Source organism: Methylocella silvestris BL2, assembly GCF_000021745.1.
Taxonomy (GTDB): domain Bacteria; phylum Pseudomonadota; class Alphaproteobacteria; order Rhizobiales; family Beijerinckiaceae; genus Methylocapsa; species Methylocapsa silvestris.
Genome location: NC_011666.1, coordinates 2,543,917 through 2,568,624 on the forward strand (window position 1 = coordinate 2,543,917; position 24,708 = coordinate 2,568,624).

At 63.7% G+C, this 24,708-nt stretch carries 18 protein-coding genes; 6 read left to right on the top strand and 12 right to left on the bottom strand.

The features are described 5' to 3' along the window. Positions 1 to 30: 30 nt before the first annotated feature. A complete protein-coding gene (locus tag MSIL_RS11960; RefSeq protein ID WP_012591340.1) occupies positions 31 to 660 on the bottom strand; it encodes a response regulator in 630 nt (209 codons plus the stop codon). Between the two features lie 820 nt (positions 661 to 1,480). Here MSIL_RS11960 and adh point away from each other — a divergent pair. Further along, positions 1,481 to 3,001 carry an aldehyde dehydrogenase gene (gene adh / locus MSIL_RS11965; protein ID WP_012591341.1) on the top strand — a complete coding sequence of 507 codons (1,521 nt, stop codon included), beginning with the start codon at positions 1,481 to 1,483 and terminating at the stop codon, positions 2,999 to 3,001. A gap of 174 nt (positions 3,002 to 3,175) precedes the next feature. Here adh and MSIL_RS11970 read toward each other — a convergent pair whose 3' ends face one another. Further along, positions 3,176 to 4,699, bottom strand: a complete 1,524-nt coding sequence (locus MSIL_RS11970) for a porin (protein WP_244406120.1) — start codon at positions 4,697 to 4,699, stop codon at positions 3,176 to 3,178. A 573-nt stretch (positions 4,700 to 5,272) separates the two neighbouring features. After that, positions 5,273 to 6,049: a PRC-barrel domain-containing protein gene (locus MSIL_RS11975; protein WP_012591343.1), complete on the bottom strand. Its 777-nt coding sequence runs from the start codon at positions 6,047 to 6,049 to the stop codon at positions 5,273 to 5,275. Between the two features lie 320 nt (positions 6,050 to 6,369). Between MSIL_RS11975 and MSIL_RS11980 the strand changes: the two genes are divergently transcribed. The 4 genes from MSIL_RS11980 (at position 6,370) to MSIL_RS12000 (ending at position 9,668) form a co-directional block, all read left to right on the top strand. Beyond that, the gene (locus MSIL_RS11980; RefSeq protein ID WP_012591344.1) at positions 6,370 to 6,726 is read left to right on the top strand and encodes a phasin; all 357 of its coding nucleotides are present in this window, start codon (positions 6,370 to 6,372) and stop codon (positions 6,724 to 6,726) included. A gap of 459 nt (positions 6,727 to 7,185) precedes the next feature. Further along, positions 7,186 to 7,680, top strand: a complete 495-nt coding sequence (gene irrA / locus MSIL_RS11990) for an iron response transcriptional regulator IrrA (protein ID WP_012591345.1) — start codon at positions 7,186 to 7,188, stop codon at positions 7,678 to 7,680. A gap of 148 nt (positions 7,681 to 7,828) precedes the next feature. Further along, positions 7,829 to 9,061 (top strand): M48 family metallopeptidase, encoded by a 1,233-nt coding sequence (locus MSIL_RS11995; protein WP_012591346.1) that lies wholly within the window; start codon positions 7,829 to 7,831, stop codon positions 9,059 to 9,061. Positions 9,062 to 9,161: 100 nt separating this feature from the next. Continuing rightward, on the top strand, positions 9,162 to 9,668 hold the full coding sequence (locus MSIL_RS12000; RefSeq protein WP_244406121.1) for a YqhA family protein: 507 nt from the start codon (positions 9,162 to 9,164) through the stop codon (positions 9,666 to 9,668). 4 nt (positions 9,669 to 9,672) lie between these two features. On the opposite strand, the gene MSIL_RS12005 is transcribed toward MSIL_RS12000, so the two are convergent. The 9 genes from MSIL_RS12005 to MSIL_RS12045 all read right to left on the bottom strand — a co-directional run bounded on the left by MSIL_RS12005 (position 9,673) and on the right by MSIL_RS12045 (position 23,155). Beyond that, positions 9,673 to 11,523, bottom strand: coding sequence for a serine/threonine-protein kinase (locus MSIL_RS12005; RefSeq protein WP_012591348.1), 1,851 nt, complete (start codon positions 11,521 to 11,523; stop codon positions 9,673 to 9,675). A gap of 139 nt (positions 11,524 to 11,662) precedes the next feature. Next, entirely contained in the window at positions 11,663 to 12,112 is a 450-nt protein-coding gene (locus MSIL_RS12010) for an FKBP-type peptidyl-prolyl cis-trans isomerase (protein WP_012591349.1), read from the bottom strand. Positions 12,113 to 12,170: 58 nt separating this feature from the next. After that, the gene (tagF, locus tag MSIL_RS12015; protein WP_012591350.1) at positions 12,171 to 12,872 is read right to left on the bottom strand and encodes a type VI secretion system-associated protein TagF; all 702 of its coding nucleotides are present in this window, start codon (positions 12,870 to 12,872) and stop codon (positions 12,171 to 12,173) included. 4 nt (positions 12,873 to 12,876) lie between these two features. Further along, the gene (tssM, locus tag MSIL_RS12020; RefSeq protein ID WP_012591351.1) at positions 12,877 to 16,422 is read right to left on the bottom strand and encodes a type VI secretion system membrane subunit TssM; all 3,546 of its coding nucleotides are present in this window, start codon (positions 16,420 to 16,422) and stop codon (positions 12,877 to 12,879) included. Between the two features lie 6 nt (positions 16,423 to 16,428). Further along, positions 16,429 to 17,913 (bottom strand): type VI secretion system protein TssL, long form, encoded by a 1,485-nt coding sequence (tssL, locus tag MSIL_RS12025; protein WP_012591352.1) that lies wholly within the window; start codon positions 17,911 to 17,913, stop codon positions 16,429 to 16,431. A 16-nt stretch (positions 17,914 to 17,929) separates the two neighbouring features. Further along, complete coding sequence (gene tssK / locus MSIL_RS12030; protein ID WP_041369060.1) at positions 17,930 to 19,267, bottom strand: type VI secretion system baseplate subunit TssK; 1,338 nt, start codon at positions 19,265 to 19,267, stop codon at positions 17,930 to 17,932. A gap of 62 nt (positions 19,268 to 19,329) precedes the next feature. Continuing rightward, entirely contained in the window at positions 19,330 to 20,691 is a 1,362-nt protein-coding gene (gene tagH / locus MSIL_RS20805) for a type VI secretion system-associated FHA domain protein TagH (RefSeq protein WP_012591354.1), read from the bottom strand. A 35-nt stretch (positions 20,692 to 20,726) separates the two neighbouring features. Then, the gene (locus tag MSIL_RS12040) at positions 20,727 to 21,269 is read right to left on the bottom strand and encodes a DUF6931 family protein (RefSeq protein WP_012591355.1); all 543 of its coding nucleotides are present in this window, start codon (positions 21,267 to 21,269) and stop codon (positions 20,727 to 20,729) included. Positions 21,270 to 21,295: 26 nt separating this feature from the next. After that, the gene (locus MSIL_RS12045) at positions 21,296 to 23,155 is read right to left on the bottom strand and encodes a type VI secretion system Vgr family protein (protein ID WP_012591356.1); all 1,860 of its coding nucleotides are present in this window, start codon (positions 23,153 to 23,155) and stop codon (positions 21,296 to 21,298) included. A gap of 221 nt (positions 23,156 to 23,376) precedes the next feature. On the opposite strand from MSIL_RS12045, the gene MSIL_RS12050 reads away from it, so the two are divergent. Beyond that, the gene (locus tag MSIL_RS12050) at positions 23,377 to 24,702 is read left to right on the top strand and encodes a type VI secretion system protein TssA (protein ID WP_012591357.1); all 1,326 of its coding nucleotides are present in this window, start codon (positions 23,377 to 23,379) and stop codon (positions 24,700 to 24,702) included. Positions 24,703 to 24,708: the final 6 nt, after the last annotated feature.

A 24,708-nucleotide genomic window follows, 5' to 3' on the forward strand; every position in this document is an offset into this window, starting at 1 on the left:
TTCGCGCGCGAAATCCCATTGCCGGACCGCTCAATTATTCGACACCTGTGCGCGCTCGCGCTGAAAGGCGACGATCGCCTGCGTGCGCGTGGCGACGCCCAGTTTCCGAAAGATCGTCGTGATATGCACTTTGACGGTGAGATCGCTGATCGACAGCGCTCGCGCGATCTCCTTGTTCGACTTACCGGCCGACAACAAACCGAGGACGGCGAGCTGGCGCGGCGTCAAGGCGTCGGCCTCCGCGGGTCCGCGCTTTTCGCGGGCCTCGTCGCTGCCCGGGATATAGACTCCGCCGTCGAGAACCTGCTTCAACGCCGCCGCCAGATCCTCCATGGAAGAGGATTTGGGGATGAAGCCGGCTGCGCCGCAGTTGATCGCCTGATTGACGATTGTCGTATCGTCAATGGCCGAGATAATGACCACCGGCGTCGCGGGCGCGATATTGCGAATGGCGACAAGCTCCGGCAGCCCTGTCATGCCCGGCATGCAAAGATCGAGCAGGATAAGATCGACGTCGTCGTTTTCGACGATCTCGAACAATTGCGTGCGATCCGCCGCCTCGACAACCGCAAGGCCGGTTGAGGGCAGCAGCTGGCCGACGATATCGCCAAGCGCCCGGCGAAACACCGGATGGTCGTCGGCAATCAAAACTTTCGCCATCGAGTTCCCCGCGCCAACTGGCGCAATTTCGACGCGCTGTCCTTCCACGGGCGGCGGCTGCGCGACTTCGCCGGGCCCCTGAGCATCGCCGCGTGCGACCTTTAGGGTATAGCCACCAGCGCGGCGTGATCATTAAACTCCGCGCCCGTCGATCTCGCAATCGCAACGCGCCGAATGTAAGGAACAAGCGGGGAACAAAATCCCCGCGAGCGTGATTTTTTCGTGCGCATCATGCCGTAAGTTGGACGGGTCTTGGAGGATGTTTTGGCGAAAAGGCGCGATGCTGCCCAAAAACGCGCCCCCCGAGCGCATGTCGCGATCAGAAGCCGCGGCGCTGGCGCAATCCGCCGAACAGACAAAAATCCCCGATCGGCCGCGGAGGCTTGTGCGGCCAGGTCCCCGGTCTCTTGACGCAAACGTCGCCGAAAGCAGCCAGCCCCGTCGCCAGCACATAAGTTGAGTTTCATCTTAAAAGGACAAAGCACAACCTTTGCCGGTCAGGCAATCGGAAAGTGTAGGCGGCGGAGACCGCTTCGCCCCTTTTCGCTGCTTTGACGACCGTCTTATTCTCTGACTTATTGCCAACTCCGATTTATTGTCGGCAAACGGACAGGGCCGAGGCGAAGCCGCCTCGCAGGAACGAATTCGGACGGCCGCGCCAGCGGCTGTGTTGAGAGAGGGATGCGCAAGCGATTCCTCTGGCGGACGATCGGACAGCGGCGCGCCAAAGCCGCAACGTCCGGCAAAGGCCTCGGGCGACGCAGGACAGGCGCCGTCCGAAGATCCGACAGGCGAATGATCTTAACAGGGAGGAATATTTATGGTTGAAAAGCTTCTGGCCGATCTCAAGGATCAGATCGCCATCCGGCCGCACTACGACAATTTCATCGGCGGCAAGTGGACGCCGCCGGTCAAAGGCCAGAGTTTCGAGAATATCTCGCCGATCGACGGCAATGTCGTCTGCACCATCGCCCGCTCCACTGCCGAAGACGTCGAGCTTGCTCTTGACGCCGCGCACGCCGCCCGCGAGAGCTGGGGCAACGCCTCGCCGGCGACGCGGTCCCTCGTGCTTCTGCGCATCGCCGATCGCATTGAAGAAAAGCTCGATGTGCTGGCGATGGTCGAGACCATCGACAACGGCAAGCCGATCCGCGAGACCAAGGCGGCCGATCTGCCGCTCGCCGTCGATCACTTCCGCTATTTCGCCGGCGTGCTGCGCGCCCAGGAAGGCTCGATCAGCGAAATCGACCACGACACCATCGCCTATCATTTCCATGAGCCGCTCGGCGTCGTCGCGCAGATCATCCCGTGGAATTTCCCGCTGCTGATGGCGGTGTGGAAGATCGCCCCCGCGCTCGCCGCCGGCAATTGCATCGTCATGAAGCCGGCCGAACAGACGCCCATGAGCATCATGGTCCTGATGGACGTGATCGGCGATTTGCTTCCGCCCGGCGTCCTCAACGTCATCAATGGTTTCGGCGTCGAATGCGGCAAACCGCTGGCGCAAAGTCCGCGCATCGCCAAGGTCGCCTTCACCGGCGAAACGACGACCGGCCGCCTCATCATGCAATATGCGTCGGAAAACATCATTCCGGTGACGCTTGAGCTCGGCGGCAAGAGCCCGAACATCTTCTTCGAGGACGTCGCCGACGAAGACGACGATTATTTCGACAAGGCCCTCGAAGGCTTCGCCATGTTCGCGCTGAACCAAGGGGAGGTCTGCACCTGCCCCTCCCGCGCGCTGGTGCATGAGAAGATCTACGATCGCTTCATGGAGCGCGCCATCAAGCGCGTCAACGCGATCAAGCAGGGCAACCCGCTCGATCCCTCGACCATGATCGGCGCACAGGCTTCGAACGACCAGCTTGAGAAGATCCTGTCCTATATGGACATCGGCCGCCAGGAAGGCGCCAAGGTGCTCGCCGGCGGCGGCCGCGCGGATCTCGGCCCGGAGCTCGCCAACGGCTTCTATGTGCAGCCGACGGTGCTCGAGGGCCACAACAAGATGCGCATCTTCCAGGAGGAGATCTTCGGACCGGTGCTTTCGGTCACGACCTTCAAGGACGACGCGCAGGCGCTCGAGATCGCCAACGACACGCTGTACGGCCTCGGTTCGGGCGTATGGACGCGCAACGGCACCCGCGCCTATCGTTTCGGCCGCGCCATCAAGGCCGGCCGCGTGTGGACCAATTGCTACCACCTCTATCCGGCTCACGCAGCCTTCGGCGGCTACAAGAAGTCCGGCATCGGCCGCGAAAACCACAAGATGATGCTGGACCACTATCAGCAGACCAAGAATATGCTGGTCAGCTACAGCAACAAGCCGCTGGGCTTCTTCTGATCTTTCGCCGCTCCGGGTTTTTGCGCGGAGCGGCGCCGGGTCGCCGCACAAAAAAGGCCGATCGGGAAACCGGTCGGCCTTTTTGTTATCCGGCGCGCACGACCCCGCAAAAGAAAACGCCGCCCGCGTCCAAGACGGGGCGGCGTTTTTGAGCTTGGCTTCTAGGCGAGTGGCTTAGAAGAAGAAGGTCGTTCCGCCGACGACGGCGTTGGTGGTGAAGGAGCCGCCAGACTGGTTGATCGACTTCGAGTTGATGAACTCGGCCTGGAACGCCACCCAATCGGTCAGCTTGTAGCGGACAAATCCGATCGCGGACTGGTTGGTATGCAGAAGGAAGGGCTCATAGACTGCGCCGAACACGGTGCCCGTGTCGAAGCTGTTTGCCTGGAGGAAGCTCTGTCCGAAGCTGCCGCCGATCGTGAAGCGGTCGCCGCCGAGGAAGCCAGGAAGATATGGGCTCGAGCCGAAGGTGTATTCCGCCTCAGCGTACCAGCCGGACGATTTGCGCGCCTGACCATCCGGGCTGAGGGCTTGCCAGAATAGACCGGTGGTGCCGAGCGCGCTGCCCCAGTAGCCGTAACCGACCACGCTGAAGCCATTCCAGTCGACGCGGGCGCCGCCGTCGACGCCGGACGATCTGGTGTGGGATCCGGCGCTGATAAAGGCGGTGACGGAATCGCCGACTTCAGCGCGCTGCAACTGGGTAATCCCGTCGACCCACGCGGTCAGCTTGAAATCGGGCGCGAGTTGACCAACATATTTGATCTGGCCTTGGAATTGGGGCTGATCGTGGGCAGTCATGACGCCGCTTGTTAGGCCGCCGGTGAAGATATCCGTGGCGGCGAGGGGCGAGAACAAGCCGACCGAAGCGGTGAAGCCGTTCCACCCGGGCGTCGTATAGGTGATCTGCGGAATCCAGTCGGCATAGACATAGCCGAGACCGATGCGCCCGAGGGCCGTATTACCCGGGGCGGCGTTGCCGGCCGCGGTGCCGACGCCGAACAGGGTGAAGTCGTTGAGGATCGCCTGGCCGCCGAACAGGCCGAGGTCGCGACCAATCTTGAGCGAGCCCAGTTCGGGAGTGCCGATCGTACCGAAAACCTGACGAAGGTCGATGCCGGGAGTGCCGAGCGCGAATGCGGAGCCGCCTGCGTTGGCATTTCTAGGATCGGATCCGACAAAGACGTTGTTGCCGCCAAAATACGCCCCGACCGTGAAGCCGAGATCCCAACCCATCTGGTTAGTGGCGAGGCTCAACACGACGTTGCTCGGCAGCAGACCCGAACGAATGGAGTTGGCGTTGTTGACGGTGCTTCCGCCGGAGAGGCCGCCTGTAACGCCGCCGACAAGCGCGGTGCCGGAAACATTATTCTTGAAGGTCTCAGCGCCGAAGAAGATCAGCGCGCCGGTGAGCTTCACGTCGACGTCGCCGACGGAGACAACGCCATTGTCCTTGGTGACGATCTGCTGGCCAGGAATGCGGAAGCCGACGCCCTTGTCGAGCGCGGTCAGATAGCGGCCATTGCCGACGACCGGAGCGGCGCCGCGCGGGCCGGCCTTCGAGGTTTCGGCGGCGTGGCGCTGCTTCAGCTTGGAATATTCGCCCTTGGTCAGGACGCCCTTGGCCTTGAGCTGATCGAGCAATTCGTCCGTCGTGTCGGCGCGCGCAGCGACCGAGCCGACAAACACCGAGGCCATCAGGCCTGCCATCGCCAAATAGGCGCCGCCTCGGCGACTCCTGGATCTTCCAATGCGGTTAGCCATTACTCTCCCCATCCGTTGTTTGCTAGTTTAACTAAAGAGTCGCCCATTTTCTTATTGATCGATTTGCAAGCAACGCCGATTAAGTTTCTGTTTATATTTTGAGGCTGTTGCAGGAAGGCGACTTCTCCCGCTTTATTACTGCTAAATCGTTCTGCTCCACGTATAAGCGCAAGAAGATATACGTTTGAGCCTGAAATCATCGGTACATTTCGGGTCCCGCCCTGTCAACGCGATCTCGCATGCACCAAGTTAAAGGACCCCTAGGTGCGACATTTGCGCAACTATTTCTTTGCGCCGCACAAATCGCCGGCGAATATCACAAATGATGAATGGAAATTGTCGCGGCTTCCACAGCATCGCCGCGGCGCTATTCTACCGCGGCCGGCGGCCGGGCAAAACAACTGCTGCTGCAATGCGGAAAGACCGAAGATCTTCTAAAAACAATCAGGTATTCGCGGGCACGCGCGCCGAGCGCCGGCCCCGCGCGGCGGGGAACGCTTGGCCAGCCTAATCCGGATAGTACCAATAGCCCGGCCAGCCGTAATGGCCGTGCAGCATCCGCTCATAGGCCTCGTCGACCATCTCGATCGAATCGCATGGCGGGCTCGACTTCACTTGCGCGCGGGTGATGTCGATCGAAATGCGCCGGTCGGCCCAATCGATCTCTTTCACCGCAAAGGGAGCGATGAGGACGTGCTGACCGCCCCACCAATTGCTCGTCGCAATGCCGAGATAGCGAATGTCCCAATTGGCGTGGTCAAGCACAAAGCTTTCAAGATGGCCGATTTCGCCATCGCTCGCCTCAATATGATAGCCATTGATTTCCGCGGCGCTCCGCAAATGCGGGTCCTGCTCGCCGGGATGCGCGGCGTTCTCGGCGGCGTCGGCGGCGGTGGCCTCGCCCTCCAGCGGCGGCAACGATAAAGGCTGGGCGATCGCCCCGATGCCGAAATAGCTGACGCCCCACGAGGGATCCCAGCCGTAATAATCGTAAAGATGGGATTCCATCTGCCGCGACAGCGGCTGGTGTTGGGCGAGGTCGGGACCGGCTTCAATCTGCGCTTTCGTCAGTTGCACGGGCAGCACGCGTCGCACGGGGTCCGGCTCCCCCAGCGCGGAGGGGTGCACGAGAACCCTGCGGCCGCTTAGCCAACCGCCGGTGTCGACCACGAGCCATCTGACTTTCCAGCTCTCGTCGTCGAACAGAAAGTCGTCGACGGTTCCGATCTTCCCGTCGCTGGCCGCGACGGCAAATCCCTTCAGCACCGATGCGACGAACAACATGGCGAATCCTTTCGAAAGCGGCTGACATCGATGTAACGCGCCGGCGGCGCGAAAGCGAGATGTTTGCCGCAGATGCAGCTAAAACGTCACAGTTTGCGACTACGACCCCAAGGGGGTGGCGCAGACGGCTAAATTCTGGAAAGATAAGGCTGCTTCGTCCCCAACGCGGTGAACTTGCAGTGTTGAACCTGGAGTTGGCCACAAAGCTCCGACTGCAGCCCAGCCTCCCGACCTTGTTCGTAACGCTCCAAGACACGCATCGCGCCAAAAGCCGCCCCTAAAACTCGGATCGACCAACCTTTCAGCTGAAGGAGAACGCCATGATCGACATACCGCAGCAAATCCCCACGCAGATTCGCGACCTTGCGGAAAAGAACTTCGAGCAAGCGCGTGAAGCCTTTTTGGGCTTTATCGGCGCCGCTCAAAAAGCGACGGGTTCGGCCGAGGCCCTTCCTTCGAGCGCCAAGGAAGCCGTGACCAAGGCCATGTCGTTTGCAGAAAGCAACGTCAACGCCGCTTTCGATCTGGCGCAGAAGCTGCTCCACGCCAAGGATGTTCAGGAAGTCTTCTCACTGCAGTCCGAATTCGCCAAATCCCAGCTCCAGGCGATCCAGAATCAAGCCAAGGAGCTTGGCGAGTCGGCGCAGGCCGCTTTCAACAGCGCCACCAAGAAGTAATTCCACGGCCAATCAGGCTGGCGGATTCGCCCAAGCGCCGACCGGATGATCTATTCGGTCGGACAATGGGTCGATGAAAATCAAAATGGTCCGGCGGCAATGCCCGTCTTCTTGCTGAGCGCCTGGCAGTTCCTGGCTCCCCATAGCTTCGCCGGCTGACCGCTGACGAAGCGATCGCGCGCCGAAAGCGTTTGTCTCCCCAGAAGCATTGCCGCGCGGCGGCCAAGCAAAACACGACGCCGGATGGCGAACGCGCTCGTTTCCTCAAGATGACGGCCGACGCGAACCCTGCGCAGCTTACGGCTTTTCGTATAAAGCCGCCGCACGGCAGGGCGGCGCGCAAGACGAGCGCGCGGGGTTTTCCGTTAGAATTGCTCTAAACATTATCTTTTTGATTGTGTCCTACGCAAAAATTGCATTCAATGTGAGGAGGCGAATTCTGGGAAAGCGCATCCGTTCATGTATGAGTCCAAGGGCAACGAGTTCCAGCAAGCCGGCCAGCCGGCATTTAAGGGGCGCGCCCTGTTGGAGCGGTATGGCCTGCGGGCGACGCGGCAGCGGCTCGGATTGGCGAAGCTTTTGTTCGGCAAGGGCGATCGACATCTGACAGCGGATGCGCTTGCCTCCGAAGCGCAGGTCGCCCGGATGCCGGCCTCTCTCGCGACAGTCTACAATGTCCTCAATCTATTCGCTCAGGTCGGGCTGGTGCGCAGCCTTGCCATCGAAGGCGGCAAGACGGTTTTCGACACCAATACGAGCAATCACTCGCATTTCTTCTTCGAGGATAGCGGCGCGGTCTGCGACATCGGACACGATTGCGCGCGATTTGCCGAAGGCGTCGAAGCGCCCGAAGGCTATGAAATCTCGAAGGTCGACGTGGTCGTCAGGCTGCGCCCGAAGAATGGCGGACCTTCCGTTATCGCCCGTCATCGTCAGGGCGACCAAGACGTCTAGCAAGGCGCCGCGGCGCTGAAACGCGCCGCCGCCGGATTTCGCCGTAGCGCCCTTCGCGCGGCGCGTTGATCCACGCATCGCTCCGGCGCCGCCGGTCCAATCGCCAGCGGCGCGAACACCCCCGCCGGGATCCAGTTTGGAGCCGTCGTTGAGCGTCACCGCTATATCGATTATCGCCGCGATCATCGCCTCCGGCGCGCTCGATGTTTATTTGCGGCGCAGGCAAATGAACTCGGTGCGCGCTAGCCGTGACAGCATTCCGGTCGATTTCCGCTCGGTCGTCACGCTCGAAGAGCATCGGCGCGCCGCCGATTATACTTTGGCGAACGCCAGACTCGGCGCGCTCCATACGATTTTCGACACGGGCCTGTCCGTTCTCTGGCTGACCGTTCTGCTGGCGCCGCTTTACGCGCTCGTGGCGGCGCTGTTCGAACCGGGCCTTATGCGCAGCGTCGCGTTTGTGATGGCGATCGGCGCGGTCAGCTACGGGCTCGCGCTTCCCTTCGCCCTCGTCAAGACCTTCAAGATCGAGGCGGCTTTCGGCTTCAACCGCACGACGCCGCGCATTTTCGCGCTGGATCAGATTAAGGGCCTCGTGCTGCAATTCGTCATCGCGGCGCCGCTGCTTTTCGGCCTTTTCTGGCTGATCGAGGCGCTGCCTCGCCTCTGGTGGGTCATCGGCTGGGCGGCGACGGTCCTACTCACCATCGGCGCCAGCGTGATCTATCCGATGTGGATCGCCCCGCTCTTCAACGCCTTCCGGCCGCTGCCGGACGGCCCGATGAAAAGCCGCATCGAAGCGCTGCTGGCGCGCTGCGGCTTTAAATCGAACGGCCTCTATGTGATGGACGCCTCGAAACGGTCGAGCCATGGCAACGCCTATTTCACCGGCTTCGGCAAGGTCAAGCGCATCGTCTTCTTCGACACCCTGCTCGAAAAGCACACCGAAGACGAAATCATTTCGGTGCTCGCGCATGAGCTCGGCCATTTCAAGCTCGGCCACATCGGCCAGAGGCTGGCGCAATCGGCGATCCTCCTTTTCGTGATCTTCGCCGTTTTGCATTGGGCCTTTTCGGCCGGCGGCCTCGCCAGCCAGTTCGGGCTTCCGGACGATCCGGGGATCGTGCTGATGATCGTGTCCGCCGCGCTTGGCCCGCTGCTTCGGCTATCCGCGCCGCTGCTCAATTTCCTGTCGCGCCGGGCCGAGTTTCAGGCCGACGCCTTCGCCAAGGCGATCGTCGGCGAAGAGGATATGATCAACGCCTTGACGCGTCTGTCGCGCGACAATCTGGCGACGCTGACGCCGGACAGAATTTACGCCATGTTCTACTACTCGCATCCGCCGATTCCGATCCGCGTGGCGCAGCTGAAAGCGGCCTGAGCCAGACGCTCGCGAGCAGCCAAGCGTTGCCTCGCTCGCGCTTTCCATGGCATCACGCTGGAGCTTCAATCCGATCGGAACCTCTCCAGGCGAAGGCGCCATGAAACCTGTCGAACGCGGCATCGAAAATCTGTTCTTCGCGAGCCGCTGGCTGATGGCGCCGTTTCTGGCCGGCCTCATCATTGGCCTTTTGACGCTGTTGTATAAATTCTGCGTCAAGCTCATCGTCTTTGTGACGCATCTGCGGGACGCTGATCAGTCGGACGTCATCGTCGGCATATTGAGCCTCATCGATTTCTCCCTGACCGCCAATCTCATCCTGATCGTCATCTGTTCGACATTCGAAAATTTCGTGCGTCCGATCAATGTCTCCGACCATCCGAGCTGGCCGGAGGGATTGACCCGGATTGGCTTTGCGGGTCTCAAGCAGAAGCTTTTGAGCTCGATCGTCGCGATCACCTCCGTCAATATTCTTGAACGCCTGCTGGAGCTCGACCAGAGTTTTCAGCCGGAGAAGCTGGGACTGGCGCTGGGCGCCCTGCTCATCTTCGCCTTGACGATGCTGATTCTGGCCCTCGCCGACCGCACCAGCAGCGGCGGTCATTAATCAATCATTCCGTCACGTAGAAATAATTCATCGCGACGCCCAACTGCTCCTGACGCCCGGCCGCCTCCGTTTCCGCCGCAGCGAGAATCTGCGCCGCCTTGCCGGGTTTTCCGAGTTTCAGCGAAGCCAGCGGGCTGGCGCTCGAGACGAACATCAGAATTTGCGGCTGCCCGCCTGCTCTCGGCCGCGTCACCGCGAGGCTGAACGGGCGCGGACGGGCTGTTGGAAGCGCATTGGTGACGTTCTGGATCGTCCCGTCGTCGCTGATGAGCAGCGCCTCGACCTTGCGATCCTTGGCCCCCGAGATCGACCCCGTCAGAGTTTGGCCGGCGCGCAGGAAGGGCGTGTCGATCTGCACCTGCGGGGCGAGCGCCGCGGCCGGCTTCGCCGCTTTGTAGAAATCAAGCGCAGCGCATTCCGCGGTCGGGACGAGAATCGCTTTGATATCCGCCTCAAAGCCCATGGCCCGGCTGAAGGCGGCGTTGAGCTCGTCGAACGCGCTCCTTTCGGCGCCGATCGCCTCGATTCGCGTCGACGAGGCCGTCGCCGCCGCCGACAGGATGCTGAAGCAGGCGGCCCCCTCGTAGGTCTCGATGTAGCGGAGCACGCTTTCGCGCGTGACGACGCCGGGTGGCGTGGCGGGCGACATCGGCGCCTCCGGCTCGGTCACGGGAGGCGCGGCAGGCGGCGCAGTCAAAGGCGGCTGCTCCGGCGGCGGCTGCAGCACGACCTCCGCATGTTGCGGCGTCTCCGGACGTTTTTGCGCGGGGCTGGCAAGCCAAAAATAGGCGCCCGCGAGCAGCGCGATCGCGACGAGCGCCGATCCCGCGCCTAGCGCCAATGTGATTTGGCGCCTGCGCGCAGCGGGCGGCGCCGGGCGGCGGATCGAGCCGCCGCGCGGCGGAGCGGCGCGATCGCGGGTCGCCGATTCGATCGCGATCCGCGCGAAATCATCGGCGACCTCCTGCATGCTCTGCTGTCGCGCCGCAGGATCGGGCTGCAGCATCTTCTCGATCACCGGCGCGAGGCGCGGATCGACCCCCTCGAGGCTCGGCACGCTCTTGCGCTTGTCGATCACTTCGACCTGGGTGCCGCCCATGTCGACCGGAGCGCCGCGCAGCGCCTCGATCAGCACGAGGCCGAGACTGTAGATGTCCGAACGCGCGCCGACGTCGCCGCCATAAAGGCCGAGCTGTTCCGGCGACACGTAATTGAGTTTGCCGGCGAAGCCGATGTCGATCAGCGTCGTGCCCGCCTGGGTCGAGCGGGCGATGCCGAAATCGATGATCTTGGCCTCTTCGACGTCATTGTTCTGGATGACGATATTATCGGACGAGACGTCGCGATGGATGATGTCGCGCTTATGCGCGGCGTGAAGCCCGAGCGCGACGCGGCAGGCGAGGCGGCGCACGGTTTCGGGCGGCAGCGGCGCGCGACGCAGGATCTGCGAGAGGGGCTCGCCTTCGACGAACTCCATCGCCAGATAGGTTCGCTGTAACACGGGATCGACCGAAAACACGAAGTAGCGGATGATCGCTTCATTGTGCAGCCGGTGCAGCTTCGAAGCTTCGTTGCGAAACAGCGCAATCGCAACTTCATTCTCGGCGAGATCGGCCCTTATGACCTTGATCGCGACGAGATCGCCGGTCTGGATCGAATGGCCCTTATAGACCTCGCCCATGCCGCCGCGGGCGAGCAGGGCGTCGATTTCATAGACGCCGTTCAGCTGCATGCCGGGGCGCAGCGATTCGGAGCCCGGAAAATCGGCTCCCCGCGGCGCGTTGACGCCATAGGACGCCGCCGAGGGCGCGCTCCCGATTGATTGCGTCGGTCCGATATCGTTTTTCGCGGTCACGTCGATCCGGCCCCGGCTAACTGCCCTGCCCCTTGCCTCGCCCCGATTGGCCCTCTCCCGGTTCTTCTTGGCCTTACCCCTCCGCCAGCAGAATTCCCATCGCCCCGCCTGCGTCGCAACCTTTAATTGCGGCGCCGCGCTATTTGACCCCAAGCAGCTCAACGTCGAAAAGCAGCGTCGCATTCGGCGGAATGACGCCGCCGGCGCCGCGCGCGCCGTAGCCGAGTTCCGGCGGAATAATCAATGTGCGCTTGCCGCCGACGCGCATGGTGGCGACGCCCTCGTCCCAGCCCTGAATCACCTGGCCCTGCCCGATCGTGAAGGAGAAGGGCTGGCCGCGATCGAGCGAACTGTCGAATTTCTTTCCCTTCTTGCCGTCGGCATAAAGCCAGCCGGTGTAATGCACGCTCACCGTCTGGCCCGGCTTTGGCGTGTCGCCGGCGCCCGGCTGCGTGTCGATCAGGCGAAGCCCCGTCTTGGTGACCGTCTCATCGGCCGCGGCGGCCGGCTGCGGCGCGAGGGCGACCGCCGGGGCGACAAGAGCATAAGCGGCCGTAAGCCCGGCGCGGAACAGGCGTGTGACAAGCATGGATCCCTCGTGTTTTCTTGAACCTTTGAAGCGGCGACGCGCGCCGGCCTGACGCGCCTTATCCCATCCCGGCGCCGGAGCCGCCAGAAAATTCACCCGTCAGCATGGCGGCAAACAGCGACGGGTCGGGCAGATGATAAAAACCAAGCGCGCGCGGGCGAAAACTGACGCCGCCAGCCGTCCACCAGAAACTGCGCGCGCCATAGGATTTGCCCCAGTCGGCGCGACGAAGCCAGGAAAACACCTCCGCCAGCGGCTTGTCGTCGAGCGGCGCGGTGACGCCGCCCGCGAGCGCAGCCAGCGGCGGCCGGATCGCGACGGCGGGCGCGCAGGCGGGCGCAGGCAGGCGCTCGACGGCGGCGACCGTCGCCTCATAGCTCGCCCCTTGCCCAAGGGAGGCGAGCAGCAGCGCTTCGGCGGCTTTGAACCAGGCGTCGTGATCGGCAAATTCGGGCGGCAAAATCGCTATTGCCGCCTCGCTGGAGGCGAAAGCGATCAGCGGGAAATAGCGGCCGCCGGCGTCGATCGAGGGCGCCAAGGCGCCAAGGACAGGCGCGCCGGCGATCTCTGCGCCAAGCCAGAACCGCCAGATCGGCGCGGCGCGGAAGACGCCCTGCCACGACTCGCCAAGCATCAGACGGCTGGAGGCGATGGACGCGTGCAGCCACGGCTCCATCGCCGCCAGCAGGGGCGCCGGCGCGTCGAGGGCGACATAGTCGGGCTTTGCGGCGATCTTGCCGATGAGGCCGCAGCGCATCATGGGTCTAAAGGTCGCTCGGGCAGTGAAACTCGCGCAGCGCCGGCAGCGTGAACGGATTCTGCGTCGAGCCCGCGCTGAACGTATATTGTAGCTCCCGGCCGCCGACGATGTAGCTGACGACGATCGAATCGCCGTGCGGCACCGGGGCGCCCGCCTCGATCAGCCGGAACAGCGACCAGGGACCGCGCCGCTCGATGGTCGAGGGCTGCGCGCCCGGCGCATCCGAGGTCACGGTAATCGCGCTACGGTTGGTCGATGCGCCCGGCCATTGCGCGACGACCGGCGCCGAGGCGCCCGCCGGGCTGATGATCGGCGTTCCGTTCATGTCCATCTTGATGCTCACCGTCGGCGCGGCGGGCGCCGGAGTGGCGGCCGGCGCCGCCTGAGCCGCGCCCGCGGCGGGCGGCGGCGGAGCAGGCAGAGCGGGAAGCGGCGCCGGCGGCGGCGTAATCGTCAGCGTCATCGAGGGCATCAGCCCGCCGGTCGCAAAGAACACGTCGCGGATCTGCGCCGCGCGCTGGAACTCCTTCAGCGTCGCGCCGGACGAGGCGAGCGCCCGCGCGACATTATTGTCCTGCCGGAATGTCCAGACCGGCTTCGACATGTCGACATATTGCTGGATCTGAGTTGAGAAGAATTTGTCGATGATCCCCTGCGGGCCGAACAGGCGGCCGAAGTCGACGAGAGAAACCTCGCGGTCGGTGCGGGCGAAGGGGTAGCGGTTCGACACCACCTGCTGGCAGACCCCCGTCACCGTATCGCGCAGCGCGCGGTTCAGCTGCGAGCGGAAGCTGTTGGTCAGATCGCCGTCGATATCGGTCCCCGCCGTTTGCAGCATGCCGGCGAAGGGCTGCGGCAGCCGGTTGGCGTTGGCGCGCAACGCCGCGACCTGCGTCTGCAGCTGCGAGGTTGCGAGCGGAGCCTGCGCCGGATTGCCCATCAGCAGCAGGCTTTGGTAGATTTCGGCGAGGTTCGAGATGATGAGATCGACCGGCGCCCGCCCGGCCTCCCCCTCGACCAGCACGTGATAGGCTTTGAAGGCCTGCTCGATATCGGCGCCCGGGACGGCGCGGTTCTGAAACAAAGCGGCGTTCGGATCGACGCCTTCCTTCTTGGCGAAGCCCGGCCGCTCGCGCGTCAGCGCGGTCTCGTCGCGCACGGAGACGATCAGTTGCTTGATTGGCGAAGTCGGCGCGGAGGCCGCCGCCAGCGTCACATATTTCGGCTTGTCGGCGAGGAGGCGCTTCAGCTTCAGCCGGCCGAGCGCGCTTTGCCAGGCCGCGATAAAATCCTTGCCATAGATCGCCAGCAGATCGTCGCTGAGGCTTTTGTACTGATCCTCGACCGCCGCCTGCTCGCCCGCGGCGCCGAGCACCCAGCGATCGCTTTTGAGTTTTTCGCCGATGCCGGACAGCCGGTCGATGAACAGACGGCGGAAGCCGGCATAGGTGTAGAAGGCCGGCACCTTTATGGAATCAAGCGCAGCGCCCTGCGTCGCCTCGAACACCAGCGCAGAATCGGGGCCGCCCTGCCGCGCGGCGTTCCAATCGGAAATCTCCGAGCTTGCCGCCTGCGAGCGGAGCAGCTCATAGGCCTGCTGCGAGACGCTGAGCCGCGCGAGAAGATTTTGCGCTTCCGACACCAGCGGCCCGTTGAGGCTGACGATGATGTCGCCCTTCATGTCGAGCATCGCCGCGACATGGGCCTCGAGCAGCCTGCGCCCGTCGGCATTGGCGGAGCCGGGATAAAGATTTTCGGTCCAGTCGCGGCGCAGATAATTCATGACGAGATCACGATCGACCGCATGCAAGCCGCCGAGCATCAGATAGACCTTCAGCGCCTCATAGAGAAAACTCGGGTCGCCGCGGTTCGCCTCCATCTGCTCTTCGAGACGGTAGATCAGGCGCGGACGCAGCAGCCGCTCGAGCGCCATGTCATAGGCGCCCGTTGACGCCGATTGCAGCCGGTCGAACTGGCTGAGGCCGAACGTCGCCGCGAGCGGCGGCGTCTCGCCCTTGGTTTCAAATCCGGCCGGCAAGAACCGCAATTTGTTGAGCGGGGGCAGAATCTTGGCGAGATCGCGGTCGGAAATTTCGGGCTCCGTCGCGAGCGGGCCGGCGACCGTGCGGAAATCGGCCGCGCCAGCCTGCGTGCGCACGATCAGATCGCTGTTGCGCTGATAGCTGCCGAACCAGGCGAGCGAGAGGCCCGCGCAGACGAGCGCCAGCAGGCCGAGCGCGACGCCCTTGATCAGCCTCGCGCGAAACACCGCGGCGCGGTCGGTCGAGACCCAGGCGGCCTCGCCGATGATCAGTTTGCCGACCAGATTCTTCAGAAAATAGCTCTGGCCTCGCCCCGAATAGGCGTTGGCGGCGACTTCGCGCGCGCCAAAACTGCGCGAGAGCGCGCCGATCAGTTGATCGATCGGCGTGCCCTCCTGCGTGCCGGAGGTGAAATAGAAGCCGCGCAGCGTCGCATTGGCGTGGTAGCGCGTTGGCTCGAAGATCAGATTGAGGAAATTGAACACCGGCTTCTTCAGCGCCGCGACCTGCGCCGGAAAGCCGAACAGCGACGCGCGCGTCGAGGGCACCGGCTCTTCCTGCAGCCGGTCGGTGGTCCATTCGTTGAGGCGCGCGATCAGCGAATCATATTCGGCCGGAACCTCGCCGACGAGATTGAGCTTCTTGTCCGCCGTCTGGAAGGTCGCGCCCCATACCTGCGCGCGGGCGTTCTCGTTGAGCGAGCCGAAAAACTCGCGAAAGCCCGAGATGAGATCGGCCTTGGTGAACAGCACATAGACCGGAAAATCGACCTTCAGCTGCTTGTTGACCTCGATCAGCCGCGAGCGAATCGCCTGCGCATGCGCTTCGATCTGCGCCTGCGTCTCGGTCATGATGTCGGAGAGGGCGATCGCGACGATGACGCCATTGATCGGCTGGCGCGGCCGATTCTTCTTCAAAAGATCGAGAAAGGCGAGCCAGCTTTTCTGATCGGCCCGCGCGTCGGAATCCTGCGTCGTGTAGCGCCCGGCCGTGTCGATCATCACGGCGTCTTCGGTGAACCACCAGTCGCAATAGCGCGTGCCGCCGACGCCCGCGACCGCCGCCGGGGTCGCGCCCCGGCTCAGCGGGAATTTGAGGCCGGAATTGGCGAGCGCCGTGGTCTTGCCGGCGCCGGGCGGTCCGATCAGGAGATACCAGGGCAGTTCATAAAGATAAGCGCCCTTGGTCGCGCCTTTGCTGGCGTTTTTCAGCGTCGCCAGTGCGTCCTTCATGCGCTCGCCCAAAACCTCGGCGTCGCTATCCGGGGCGCCGCCTTCGGCGATGCCCTTTTCGATCTCGGCAGCGTTTTTCTTGCGCCGCCAAAAGGTAAAGCCGGCCAGCCCGGCGGCGGCGGCGACCAGCACGACGATAATGATGTCGCGAACGATCGAATTTTCGAGCGGGCGAACGCCGCCGATCTCGATCATCGGACCGGCGAGATAGACCACCGCGGCGATCGAGGAGAGCCCGACCCCATAGGCGATGATGCGGATGATTTCCTTGTTCATCGCGGGTCAGTCCGATCGGGCGAGCATGATTTCGACGCGGCGGTTCTGCGCCCGCCCCGCCGGCGTATCGTTCGGCGCGATCGGCTGCTCGTCCGCCTTTCCGTCGACTTCGATGCGGGCCGGTTCGCTAAGGCCCGGCTTCAGCACGGCGGCGACCGCCTTGGCGCGCGCCATCGACAAAGTCCAGTTCGAGTCGAAGGGCGACGTCGCCTGCAGCTTCACATTGTCGGTATGGCCGACGATCGTGATCGCGCCCGGCTCCTTTTCCAAAGTCTGCGCGATGCGCTTGGCGATCGGCTCGAACTGCGGCTTCACATTGGCCTGCCCTGACGGAAACAGCACGAGATCGCCGACAATGATCCTGATCTTCGTCGCGGTCTGGGTGGCGTCGACCTTCTTCGCTGCGATTTCGGGAGCGAGCGCGAGCCTGATGCGCTGGAGCTGGGTCAGTTTGCCGGGCGGCGGCTCGGGCGGCTTCGGCGGCGGGGCAAAATTATGCCTCACCAGCTTCAGGTCGCCGCGGCCGATCAGGCCGTTGAGGTCCGCTGCTGCAACATCGGCGGCGCCCGTTAGCAGCATGCGCAAGGTAATGAAGAGGCCGAACAGGCAGAGCGCGGCGAGGCTGGCGATCGCCCAGAAGGGAATGCGTGCGCGCATGACGCCGCGCGGCAGGCTCTGGCCGCGCCAATGCGGCGACAGCTCCCGGTCGACGCGCGGACGGACCCGGCGCAAGAGCTCGTAAAGATCGCGCTGGATTTGCTGCAGGCTGACGGCGCCGGTCGCCGAACTGCGGTGCACGCCCTGGAAGCCGAGCGCGAGGCAATCATAGATGAGTTCGAGCAGATCGTAATTATTGAGCGGATCGGTCTTCGCTTTATCGAGCTCGGAGAAGAAGCGAACGCCGCCGATGCGTTCGCCGAAGAAGCGGCTCAGCATCGAATATTGCGTCCAGACGTGGCGATCCTCGGTCGGGATGTTCTGGACGATGTCGTCGGCGGTGGCGCAGAGAATATATTTCGCGGTTTCCGCCTGCTGCGGCGGGACGCCCGTCGCGCGAATCTCCTTGTCGAAAAAAGCGACGGCCTCCGCCACCTGCCCCATCAGGCTCGCGGGCGACGCCTGCAGCTGCGCGACGCGCAGACGACCAAGCAGCAGCAGCAATGGCCCCGCCGCGCGCAGCAGCGGATTTTCATTGGGGACAAGAAGATCGTCGATCGGAATATCGCGCACGATCCGATCGGGCGTTTGCGCCGCCGCTGCGCGTCCCTTGATCCATTCGTCGCCGGGGGAGGCCTCTGCGCCATGAGAGGGGTGTGACGGCCAAACAGGCGCCGCGCCCGGCTGCGCCGGGACATAGGGCGCGCCCGAAGGAGGCGGTGCATAGGCAGGCGAAGGGCGCGCCGCCTCGGGCCTTCGCCCGCCGGGGTTCGGCACGATGATCGTACGATTGTCGCGCCGCCCGAGGCTGTCCGGCGGGTCCTTCTCGTTCATGGCGCGAGGCCCTTACTCATGACCGGTCTTCCAGGACGGCCCAGAGCTCGAGGCTGAGCTCGGGCCAATCGCCGGAGAAATGCATGCCGATCGAACTCGCCGTCGAGAATTCCGGCCATAGCGGCGAGGTGCGGTCGAGATAGAAATAGACATGGTCGGTGATGGCGCGGATCTGCGGCGGCGGCGTCGGCAGATGCACCAGCGGCACGCCGGGCAGATGGGCGTGCACGATTTCGTTCATCTTGGAGCCGGGGCCGACCTTGAACAGATGCGGGAAGCTCGACTGAATCTCGGTCAGCGGCCGGCGCGCCGCCACTTCGAGGACGAGGCTTGCGTTGCGGAACAGGCTGCGGTCGCGGATCGGCGAGATGAAGGCGTTCTCCGCCCTCGCGATGATGTCGAGGCGGATCGCCCGCCGCCCCAGCCGCGCCGAAAGGAAATCCTGCAGATCGCGCAGGACGGGCGCGAAGCTCGCCTCCAGATTGTCATGGTCGTAGAGCGGATAGAGCCTCGCGCGGCGCTCGGTGGTGGCGAAGGTCGCAAGTTCCCCGGCGAGCCGGATCAGCTCGACATAGAGCCGTTCGGGATGGACATAGCGCGATCCGCGCAGATGCTGCATCACCGTGATGTGGCGGTTCAGGACTTGCAGCACCAGATAATCGACGCTTTGCAGTCCGCCGCCCGCGGTCGGGTCCGCAGCATAGCGGGCGAGTTCGCCGAGCTTTGCGTCGATCCAGCCGATCACCCGGTCGAGCCAGCCCTCGACGGTCGGATGAGCCGAGCAGACCAGAACGGTCGGGGCGAATTTCTCGTCGAAAACGATCGATTTATCGCGCACCTCGACGATGCGGGCGATGGGGAGCCCCTGAAAGCCGGGCTTGGCCGTCTTGCGCAGATCGAAGGCGAGGCGCGGATAGGCGACGTCGATCTCCTCCTCGATGCGCAGCGAGGAGGTCGAATCGATAAAGGTCTCGGCGCCGATGACGAAGCGGCTGGCGCTCGACGAATCGGCCGAATCGACCTCGCGCGTATTTGATGAAGCGGTCGGCATCGACAGCCAGAGCAGTTGTTGCGCCGCGCCATCCGGCACTTCGAGCGGCGGCGGCGCCGGGCTGTCGTTGGGAATGTCGAAGGGCGTTCCGTCCGGCATCACCCCCGCCGCGCGGCGCACCGCGAATTTGCTCTGCTGCGCAAGGTCGCGGTCGATCTCAAGATGCGAAAAACCCCAGGGATAGGGGGTGGCGCTGCGCGTTCGCGCCTCGATCAGATGTTCGAGGTAACGGTCGGCCTGCTGAAGGTGGTGGGGGCGAAGGAAAAGTCCTTCCGACCAAAGGACTTTACTGTACCAGGACATCATCACCCCGTTTGCTGCGGCCAAGCCTTGATGCAGACCTCAACCTATGCCGCGTCGCGACCCTATTGTTTGTGCGTTTGATCATAGCATTGCGAGAAGTAGAGCATGAAGGCGCCGATCAGGCCATCGCCATGGCGATGTGTCTTGGCTTTAAAGCGCGCCACATAGGCGTCCCAGAGCTTGCCCTTGCGCGCCGAGAAAAGCCCGGAGAGGCCGCTGTCCGGCGCGATCTCCTGCTCGATCCGATCCGGATCGAGATCTTCGGTGAGCATTTTCACGGCGCCCTGCATGGCCGAGGCCGACTGGAGCTGGTGGCGTTTGAGATCCTCAAAGCCCTGTTTCAGCGCGGCGCCCGCGGGCAGATAGCTGCGCGTCGGCGCCCCGAACATCTGCCGCAGCGCGTCCTCGGTCGTCGGCGAAAATTTCAGGGGGTTGTTGTCGGCGGCGCGGATCGTCGTCTGGCTCGCCCGCGCCATGCGCTTGACCTCCAGCCTTGCGCCGAGGAGCTGACGCAAATCCTCAGTGACGAGCTTCATCAGCGCGCCGAGCTCGGCCGCCAATTCATCGGCGTCCTGCTTGGCGATCGCCTCCGGCGGCAGGCCGGCGGCCTCGGCGAAGCGCCGCACGAAGCGCGCCCCCGCCGCGTCGGTGTTCTCCGCGCGAACCGGCGGCGCCGCGGGCGCGATCGGCGCGGGCGGAGGGGGAGAAGCCGGCGGCGCTTCGGCCGGAGCCGGGGGCGGCATCACGGGCGGGGCCGGCGGAGCGGAGACTCGCGCGGGCGGCTCGGCGTCGTCCGCGGACCAGACCGGCCGGCGCGGCGCGGGCGCTTCCGGCGGGGGCGGCGCGACCGGCGCCGTTGGCGGCGGCGGCAGCCAGCTTGCGTCCTCGAACCGGCTGGCCGCATTGGGCTTTGCCGGCGTGGGGCTCAACGGATCGAAGACATCCATCGCCCAGTCCAGGAAATCCGGCCCCTTCGCCCGCTCCGGAACAGGCTTCAGCACGCGCGGATCGATCGGCTCGGGGACCGGTTCGCCCGATTCCCACAAATCGGCGTCGAGCGGGCGGCGCCCTAGCGCCGGCGCCGCCGACTCCTCGCGCTCCTCCGTCCCGTCAAGCGAAACCGCAACGACATATTGCCCGATCAGCAGACGGTCGCCGTTGCGCAGTCGGTGCGGCTCGCGCATGCGATGCGGCTGCTCGTTGAGAAAGGTGCCGTTCGAGGAGACGTCGGTCAGCACATAGGCGCCGCCCTCGAAGCGGATCTCGCAATGTTTCCCCGAGATGAAGCGGCTCGGGTCCGGCAGCGTCCAGTCAAGATGCGCGTCGCGGCCGATATCGACGCCGCGCTTGCCGGTGACGGTGATGCTGACCGGGCCGCCATCGGGCAGATTGGTCATATTTTCGATTGCGAGTTTCAGCGCCATGCTCGATCGCTCTCTTCCTTCGCCCCGGCCTGCAGCTACTCTACAGCAATCCGCAGTCCGAGTTCGAGCCAGCGGCGCTGGATTTCGGCGCGAGCTTCGAACGAGCCCGCCGCGCCGGCGAGGATGAGAGCGATGCGCACCGCCTGGGCGGTGGCGTATTGGGGCATCGGCGTAAAATGATCGCCGTCGATCGCGATCTGGCCGCCCGCGCGGCCGGCGGCGAAGGCGATCCAGGTTGAGGCGTCCTTGATGTCGGAGCGCTCGGCGAGATCGAGCGCGCGGCGCCGGTTGCGTTCTTCCGGCTCGCGGACCCAGGCCTCGGACGCCGCAAGCCGCGCCTCGTCGGCGGCGTTGAGCCCGCTCCATTGGCGCAGGCACTGACAGCCCCACGCCACGGCCTCGCGGCGCGGCAGCAGATAGGCGCAAAAAGACAGCGCCGCCTTCAGCGCGTCTGCCGAAGACAGCGCGGCGAGGAAATCGAGGCTTGGCGCGGCGTTGGCGGCGACGCCGATGTCGCTGCGCGCGGTCGGATAGGCCTCGTAAAGATCCTGCGCTGTTGCAAAACGAAGTCGCGGCATTGCGTGGCCTTTGGTCGTTGCGCGCGTCAATTGATCTTGATGATCGCGGCGTCGAGATTGATCGCCATGCCGCCGGAAATCTTGGTCGCCAGAGACGACTGCACGGTGATCATCGGCGAATTGATCGTGATCTGCGCCGGCTCCATGGTGATCGTGCTGGCGCCGACCGTCAGCGTGATCTTCTGGATCGCCTCGATGCTGATCGTCTCGAGCACGCTGACGTCCTGCTTGCCCTTGATGTCGACCGTTTGGTTGCCGTTCTGGATCGACAGATTGTCGCTGCCGTTCTTCAGTGTGGTGTCGCGCGAGGGATCGCTGCGGCTTGAAAAGATCTCGCCGACCTCTTTCGTCTCGGCGCGGCGGATGACGACCTCATGATCGCGCTCGCCATGCATCCGGATTTTTTCCGAGCCCTTCTTGTCCTCGAACATAAATTCATTGTAGCCGCCATGGCCTTTCGAGGAATCCGACTTGAGCCCGGATTGCGTCTTGTTGGCGGGCATTTCATACGGGTATTTGTTGTCGCCATTGTAGACGGCGCCGGTGACGAGCGGGCGATCGGGATCGCCTTCGAGAAACTCGACGACGACTTCCTGGCCGATGCGCGGAATCGCCTGGCCGCCCCAGCCCTTGCCGGCCCACACCTGCGCGACGCGGACGCGGCACGACTGCTTGTTCTTGCGGTCCCAGTAGAAGCGCACAAGAATGCGGCCGTGCTCGTCGACGTCGATTTCCTCGCCGTCCTTGCCAACCACCTTGGCCGTCTGCGGCCCGTAGACGATCGGCCGCGGCGTCGCCAAAGGCGCGCGGTAATTGACGTCGCTCGGCAACAGCTCGTAACGTCCGGAATAAAGGTCCGCTCCCTGCGAACCGCCGGACCTGTAGGCTTGCGACGAATAAGAATGGAGCGCGCGCAGAACGAGATATTCCTTGTTCTCGCCGCCTTCCGGATGATCCTTCAGCGTCGTCAGGCCGCCTGGCAAGAGGCTGACCGAATCGCCGTCGGCGTAGCGGCGCTTGTCCATCGCCTGCTCCGCCTGCAGCCTGACCTTCGCATAGGTCTCGCCGTCATTCTTCTTTTTGAATTTGCCGGGATAGTCGTAGATCTCCATCTTCGACTTGGTGTAGGACGCTTGCCCTTCGGCGTCGCTTTTCAGATCGGCGTTCGGCTGCAGATAATCATAATCGTTGAGCTCAAACTTGCCGCTGCGGAAGCGGCGCTCGGGCGTCCACTTTGAAATATGCTCGCGCTCGCGCCGCGTCTGCCGCTCATCGCCGATGAAGGGCGTCTCGGCGTGGCCGGGAACCGGCTTGTGCGACGATTTGGCGTCGGCCAGCACCAGCGTGTGCTTGTCCTTCTGATGCTCGAAGAAATAGTAGATTCCGTGCTGCTCCATCAACCTTGAGACGAAGGCGAGGTCGGTCTCGCGATACTGGACGCAATATTCGAGCTCCGGAAACTTGCCCGTCGTCGCAACCCTGTAGTCGGAGAAGCCGCGGTCGGAAAACACCTTCTTGATGATGTCGACCGCCGTCTGATTCTCGAAGATGCGGCAGTCGCTCGTGCGCGACAACAGCCACAGCCAGGGCTTTAGCGTCAGCCTGTAGAGATTGAGGCCAGCTTGCGCGCCGAGAGCCTGCGCCTCGACGAGGACGCCGTTGAAGACGCGATCGGGATCGGAATAGGATTTGAACGTGACCGAGCAATTATTGCCGATCGCCTTGTCGAAATCGACATTCGCCTCGGTGCTCAGCGCCTCGACGCGATATTCGAACAATTCGCTCAAGCCTTCGGCGCCGTCGAAGCGCAGGCAGACGAGCTTGTCCTTGCCGAGAGGCGTCTCAAGCGAGGCGACGCGTTTGTCTTGGGTCAGTTCGGAAGTCATGCGAACCTCGGGAGCTTTCCCAGTTGTCCTTGACGATACAAAACCATGAAGGCACAGTCGAGCGATTAAAGCGACGCGATTTATTGCAAGGTCGCTGTCGAAAAAGCAGCGGCGCCAAGAAATGCACTGTATATTCGATGCTCCGGCCGCGTTGCTCGCCGCCTTCGCCAAGGGGCGCCGGGCGCTTCGCCGGCGGTCCTGATGAAGAGGCATTGCATCCCTTGACCATCGCTTCGCCAGATGATTCGCCGCTCTCCTTCGAGGCCCTGACGGGGGCCATTTCCGAAGCCTCCCCTTGCGGCCCGGATCTCGATCTCGAAGGCGACGCCACCTATATGAATTTCATGGCTGCTGGCGAAGGCGTGTTGCCGGCGACCTTCTATTCCGGCCATGACGGGCGCCCGTTCGACCGCACCCAGATCGACTTTCCGGCGCAATATGCGACGATCGCCGCGCTCAACGCTTTGAGCCGCGATCTGCGCCTCATCGCGCTGCTGGCCAAATTCCGCATCCTCGACAAGGATTTTTCCGGCTTCGTCGCGGCGACGGCGGCGCTCGCCGAACTGCTCGAGACGCGCTGGGACGAGGTCCATCCTCGCGGGGAGGACGGCGATTTCACCTTGCGCATGGTCGCGGTTCAGTCGCTCGACGACATGGCGCCCGTCATCCTGCCGCTGCATTATGCGCCGCTGTTCGAGCACAAGCGCCTCGGCACGGTGACCTATCGCACGCATCTGCTCGCATCCGGCGAGGCCGCGCCCCGCGGCGAGGAAGAGCGGCCCGACGGCGGCCTCGTCCGCCGCGCCTTCGAGGAGGTCGATCTCGACATTCTCATCGGGCGCCGCGATGAATTGCGCAGGCTGACCGAGGCGCTCACGCGCATCAAATCGGCTTTCGTCACGCATGTCGGCGCCGCCGATGCGGTCGCCTTTCCAAAGCTCGCGCCGCTCGCCGAGGCAATGCGCGCGCTGATCCAGTCCTTCGTCGCGCTGCGCGACCCCTCCGCGGCCGAGCCTCTTCCGATCGCCGAGGACTCCGAGACGGCTGCGGACGGCGCCCCCGCCGTCGCGGGAGAGATCGCGAGCTTTGCCGACGCCGCCGCCGCGCTGAACGCGGTCAGCGCCTATTATATGCGCCGCGAGCCGTCCAATCCGGCGCTGCTCCTCGTGCGCCAGGCCGAGCAGCTGATCGGCAAATCCTTTCTCGACGTCCTCAGGGTGCTGGTCCCTGGACATGTCGAGGAAGCTGCTCTGCAAATCGGGCGGGCGCAATTTTTTAACCTTCCAATAGAACGATTGTCGGAATTCGCCTCTGTGGAGGAGCCCGCGTCGGATCAAGAAACGGACAAGGTTTTCACAGTAACGACTAGAGACAATGCACTACAATTACTGTCTAAAATCAGTGCGTTTTATCACCAGGCCGAGCCGTCGAGCCCGATCTCCTATCTGATCGAGCGCGCCCGCGCCGTGACCGGCCGCGATTTCCTTGGTCTGTTGAAGGACATGCTGCCGCCGGACAGTTTGAAGTCGCTCGATTCGCCGAAGTAGCGAAGC

Excerpts from the sequence above, each read along its gene's own strand:
- MSIL_RS11960 (WP_012591340.1), bottom strand. The coding sequence starts at position 660 with ATGGCGAAAGTTTTGATTGCCGACGACCATCCGGTGTTTCGCCGGGCG.
- adh (WP_012591341.1), top strand. The coding sequence starts at position 1,481 with ATGGTTGAAAAGCTTCTGGCCGATCTCAAGGATCAGATCGCCATCCGG.
- MSIL_RS11970 (WP_244406120.1), bottom strand. The coding sequence starts at position 4,699 with ATGGCCTCGGTGTTTGTCGGCTCGGTCGCTGCGCGCGCCGACACGACG.
- MSIL_RS11975 (WP_012591343.1), bottom strand. The coding sequence starts at position 6,049 with ATGTTGTTCGTCGCATCGGTGCTGAAGGGATTTGCCGTCGCGGCCAGC.
- MSIL_RS11980 (WP_012591344.1), top strand. The coding sequence starts at position 6,370 with ATGATCGACATACCGCAGCAAATCCCCACGCAGATTCGCGACCTTGCG.
- irrA (WP_012591345.1), top strand. The coding sequence starts at position 7,186 with ATGTATGAGTCCAAGGGCAACGAGTTCCAGCAAGCCGGCCAGCCGGCA.
- MSIL_RS12000 (WP_244406121.1), top strand. The coding sequence starts at position 9,162 with ATGAAACCTGTCGAACGCGGCATCGAAAATCTGTTCTTCGCGAGCCGC.
- MSIL_RS12010 (WP_012591349.1), bottom strand. The coding sequence starts at position 12,112 with ATGCTTGTCACACGCCTGTTCCGCGCCGGGCTTACGGCCGCTTATGCT.
- tagF (WP_012591350.1), bottom strand. The coding sequence starts at position 12,872 with ATGATGCGCTGCGGCCTCATCGGCAAGATCGCCGCAAAGCCCGACTAT.
- tssM (WP_012591351.1), bottom strand. The coding sequence starts at position 16,422 with ATGAACAAGGAAATCATCCGCATCATCGCCTATGGGGTCGGGCTCTCC.
- tssL (WP_012591352.1), bottom strand. The coding sequence starts at position 17,913 with ATGAACGAGAAGGACCCGCCGGACAGCCTCGGGCGGCGCGACAATCGT.
- tssK (WP_041369060.1), bottom strand. The coding sequence starts at position 19,267 with ATGTCCTGGTACAGTAAAGTCCTTTGGTCGGAAGGACTTTTCCTTCGC.
- tagH (WP_012591354.1), bottom strand. The coding sequence starts at position 20,691 with ATGGCGCTGAAACTCGCAATCGAAAATATGACCAATCTGCCCGATGGC.
- MSIL_RS12040 (WP_012591355.1), bottom strand. The coding sequence starts at position 21,269 with ATGCCGCGACTTCGTTTTGCAACAGCGCAGGATCTTTACGAGGCCTAT.
- MSIL_RS12045 (WP_012591356.1), bottom strand. The coding sequence starts at position 23,155 with ATGACTTCCGAACTGACCCAAGACAAACGCGTCGCCTCGCTTGAGACG.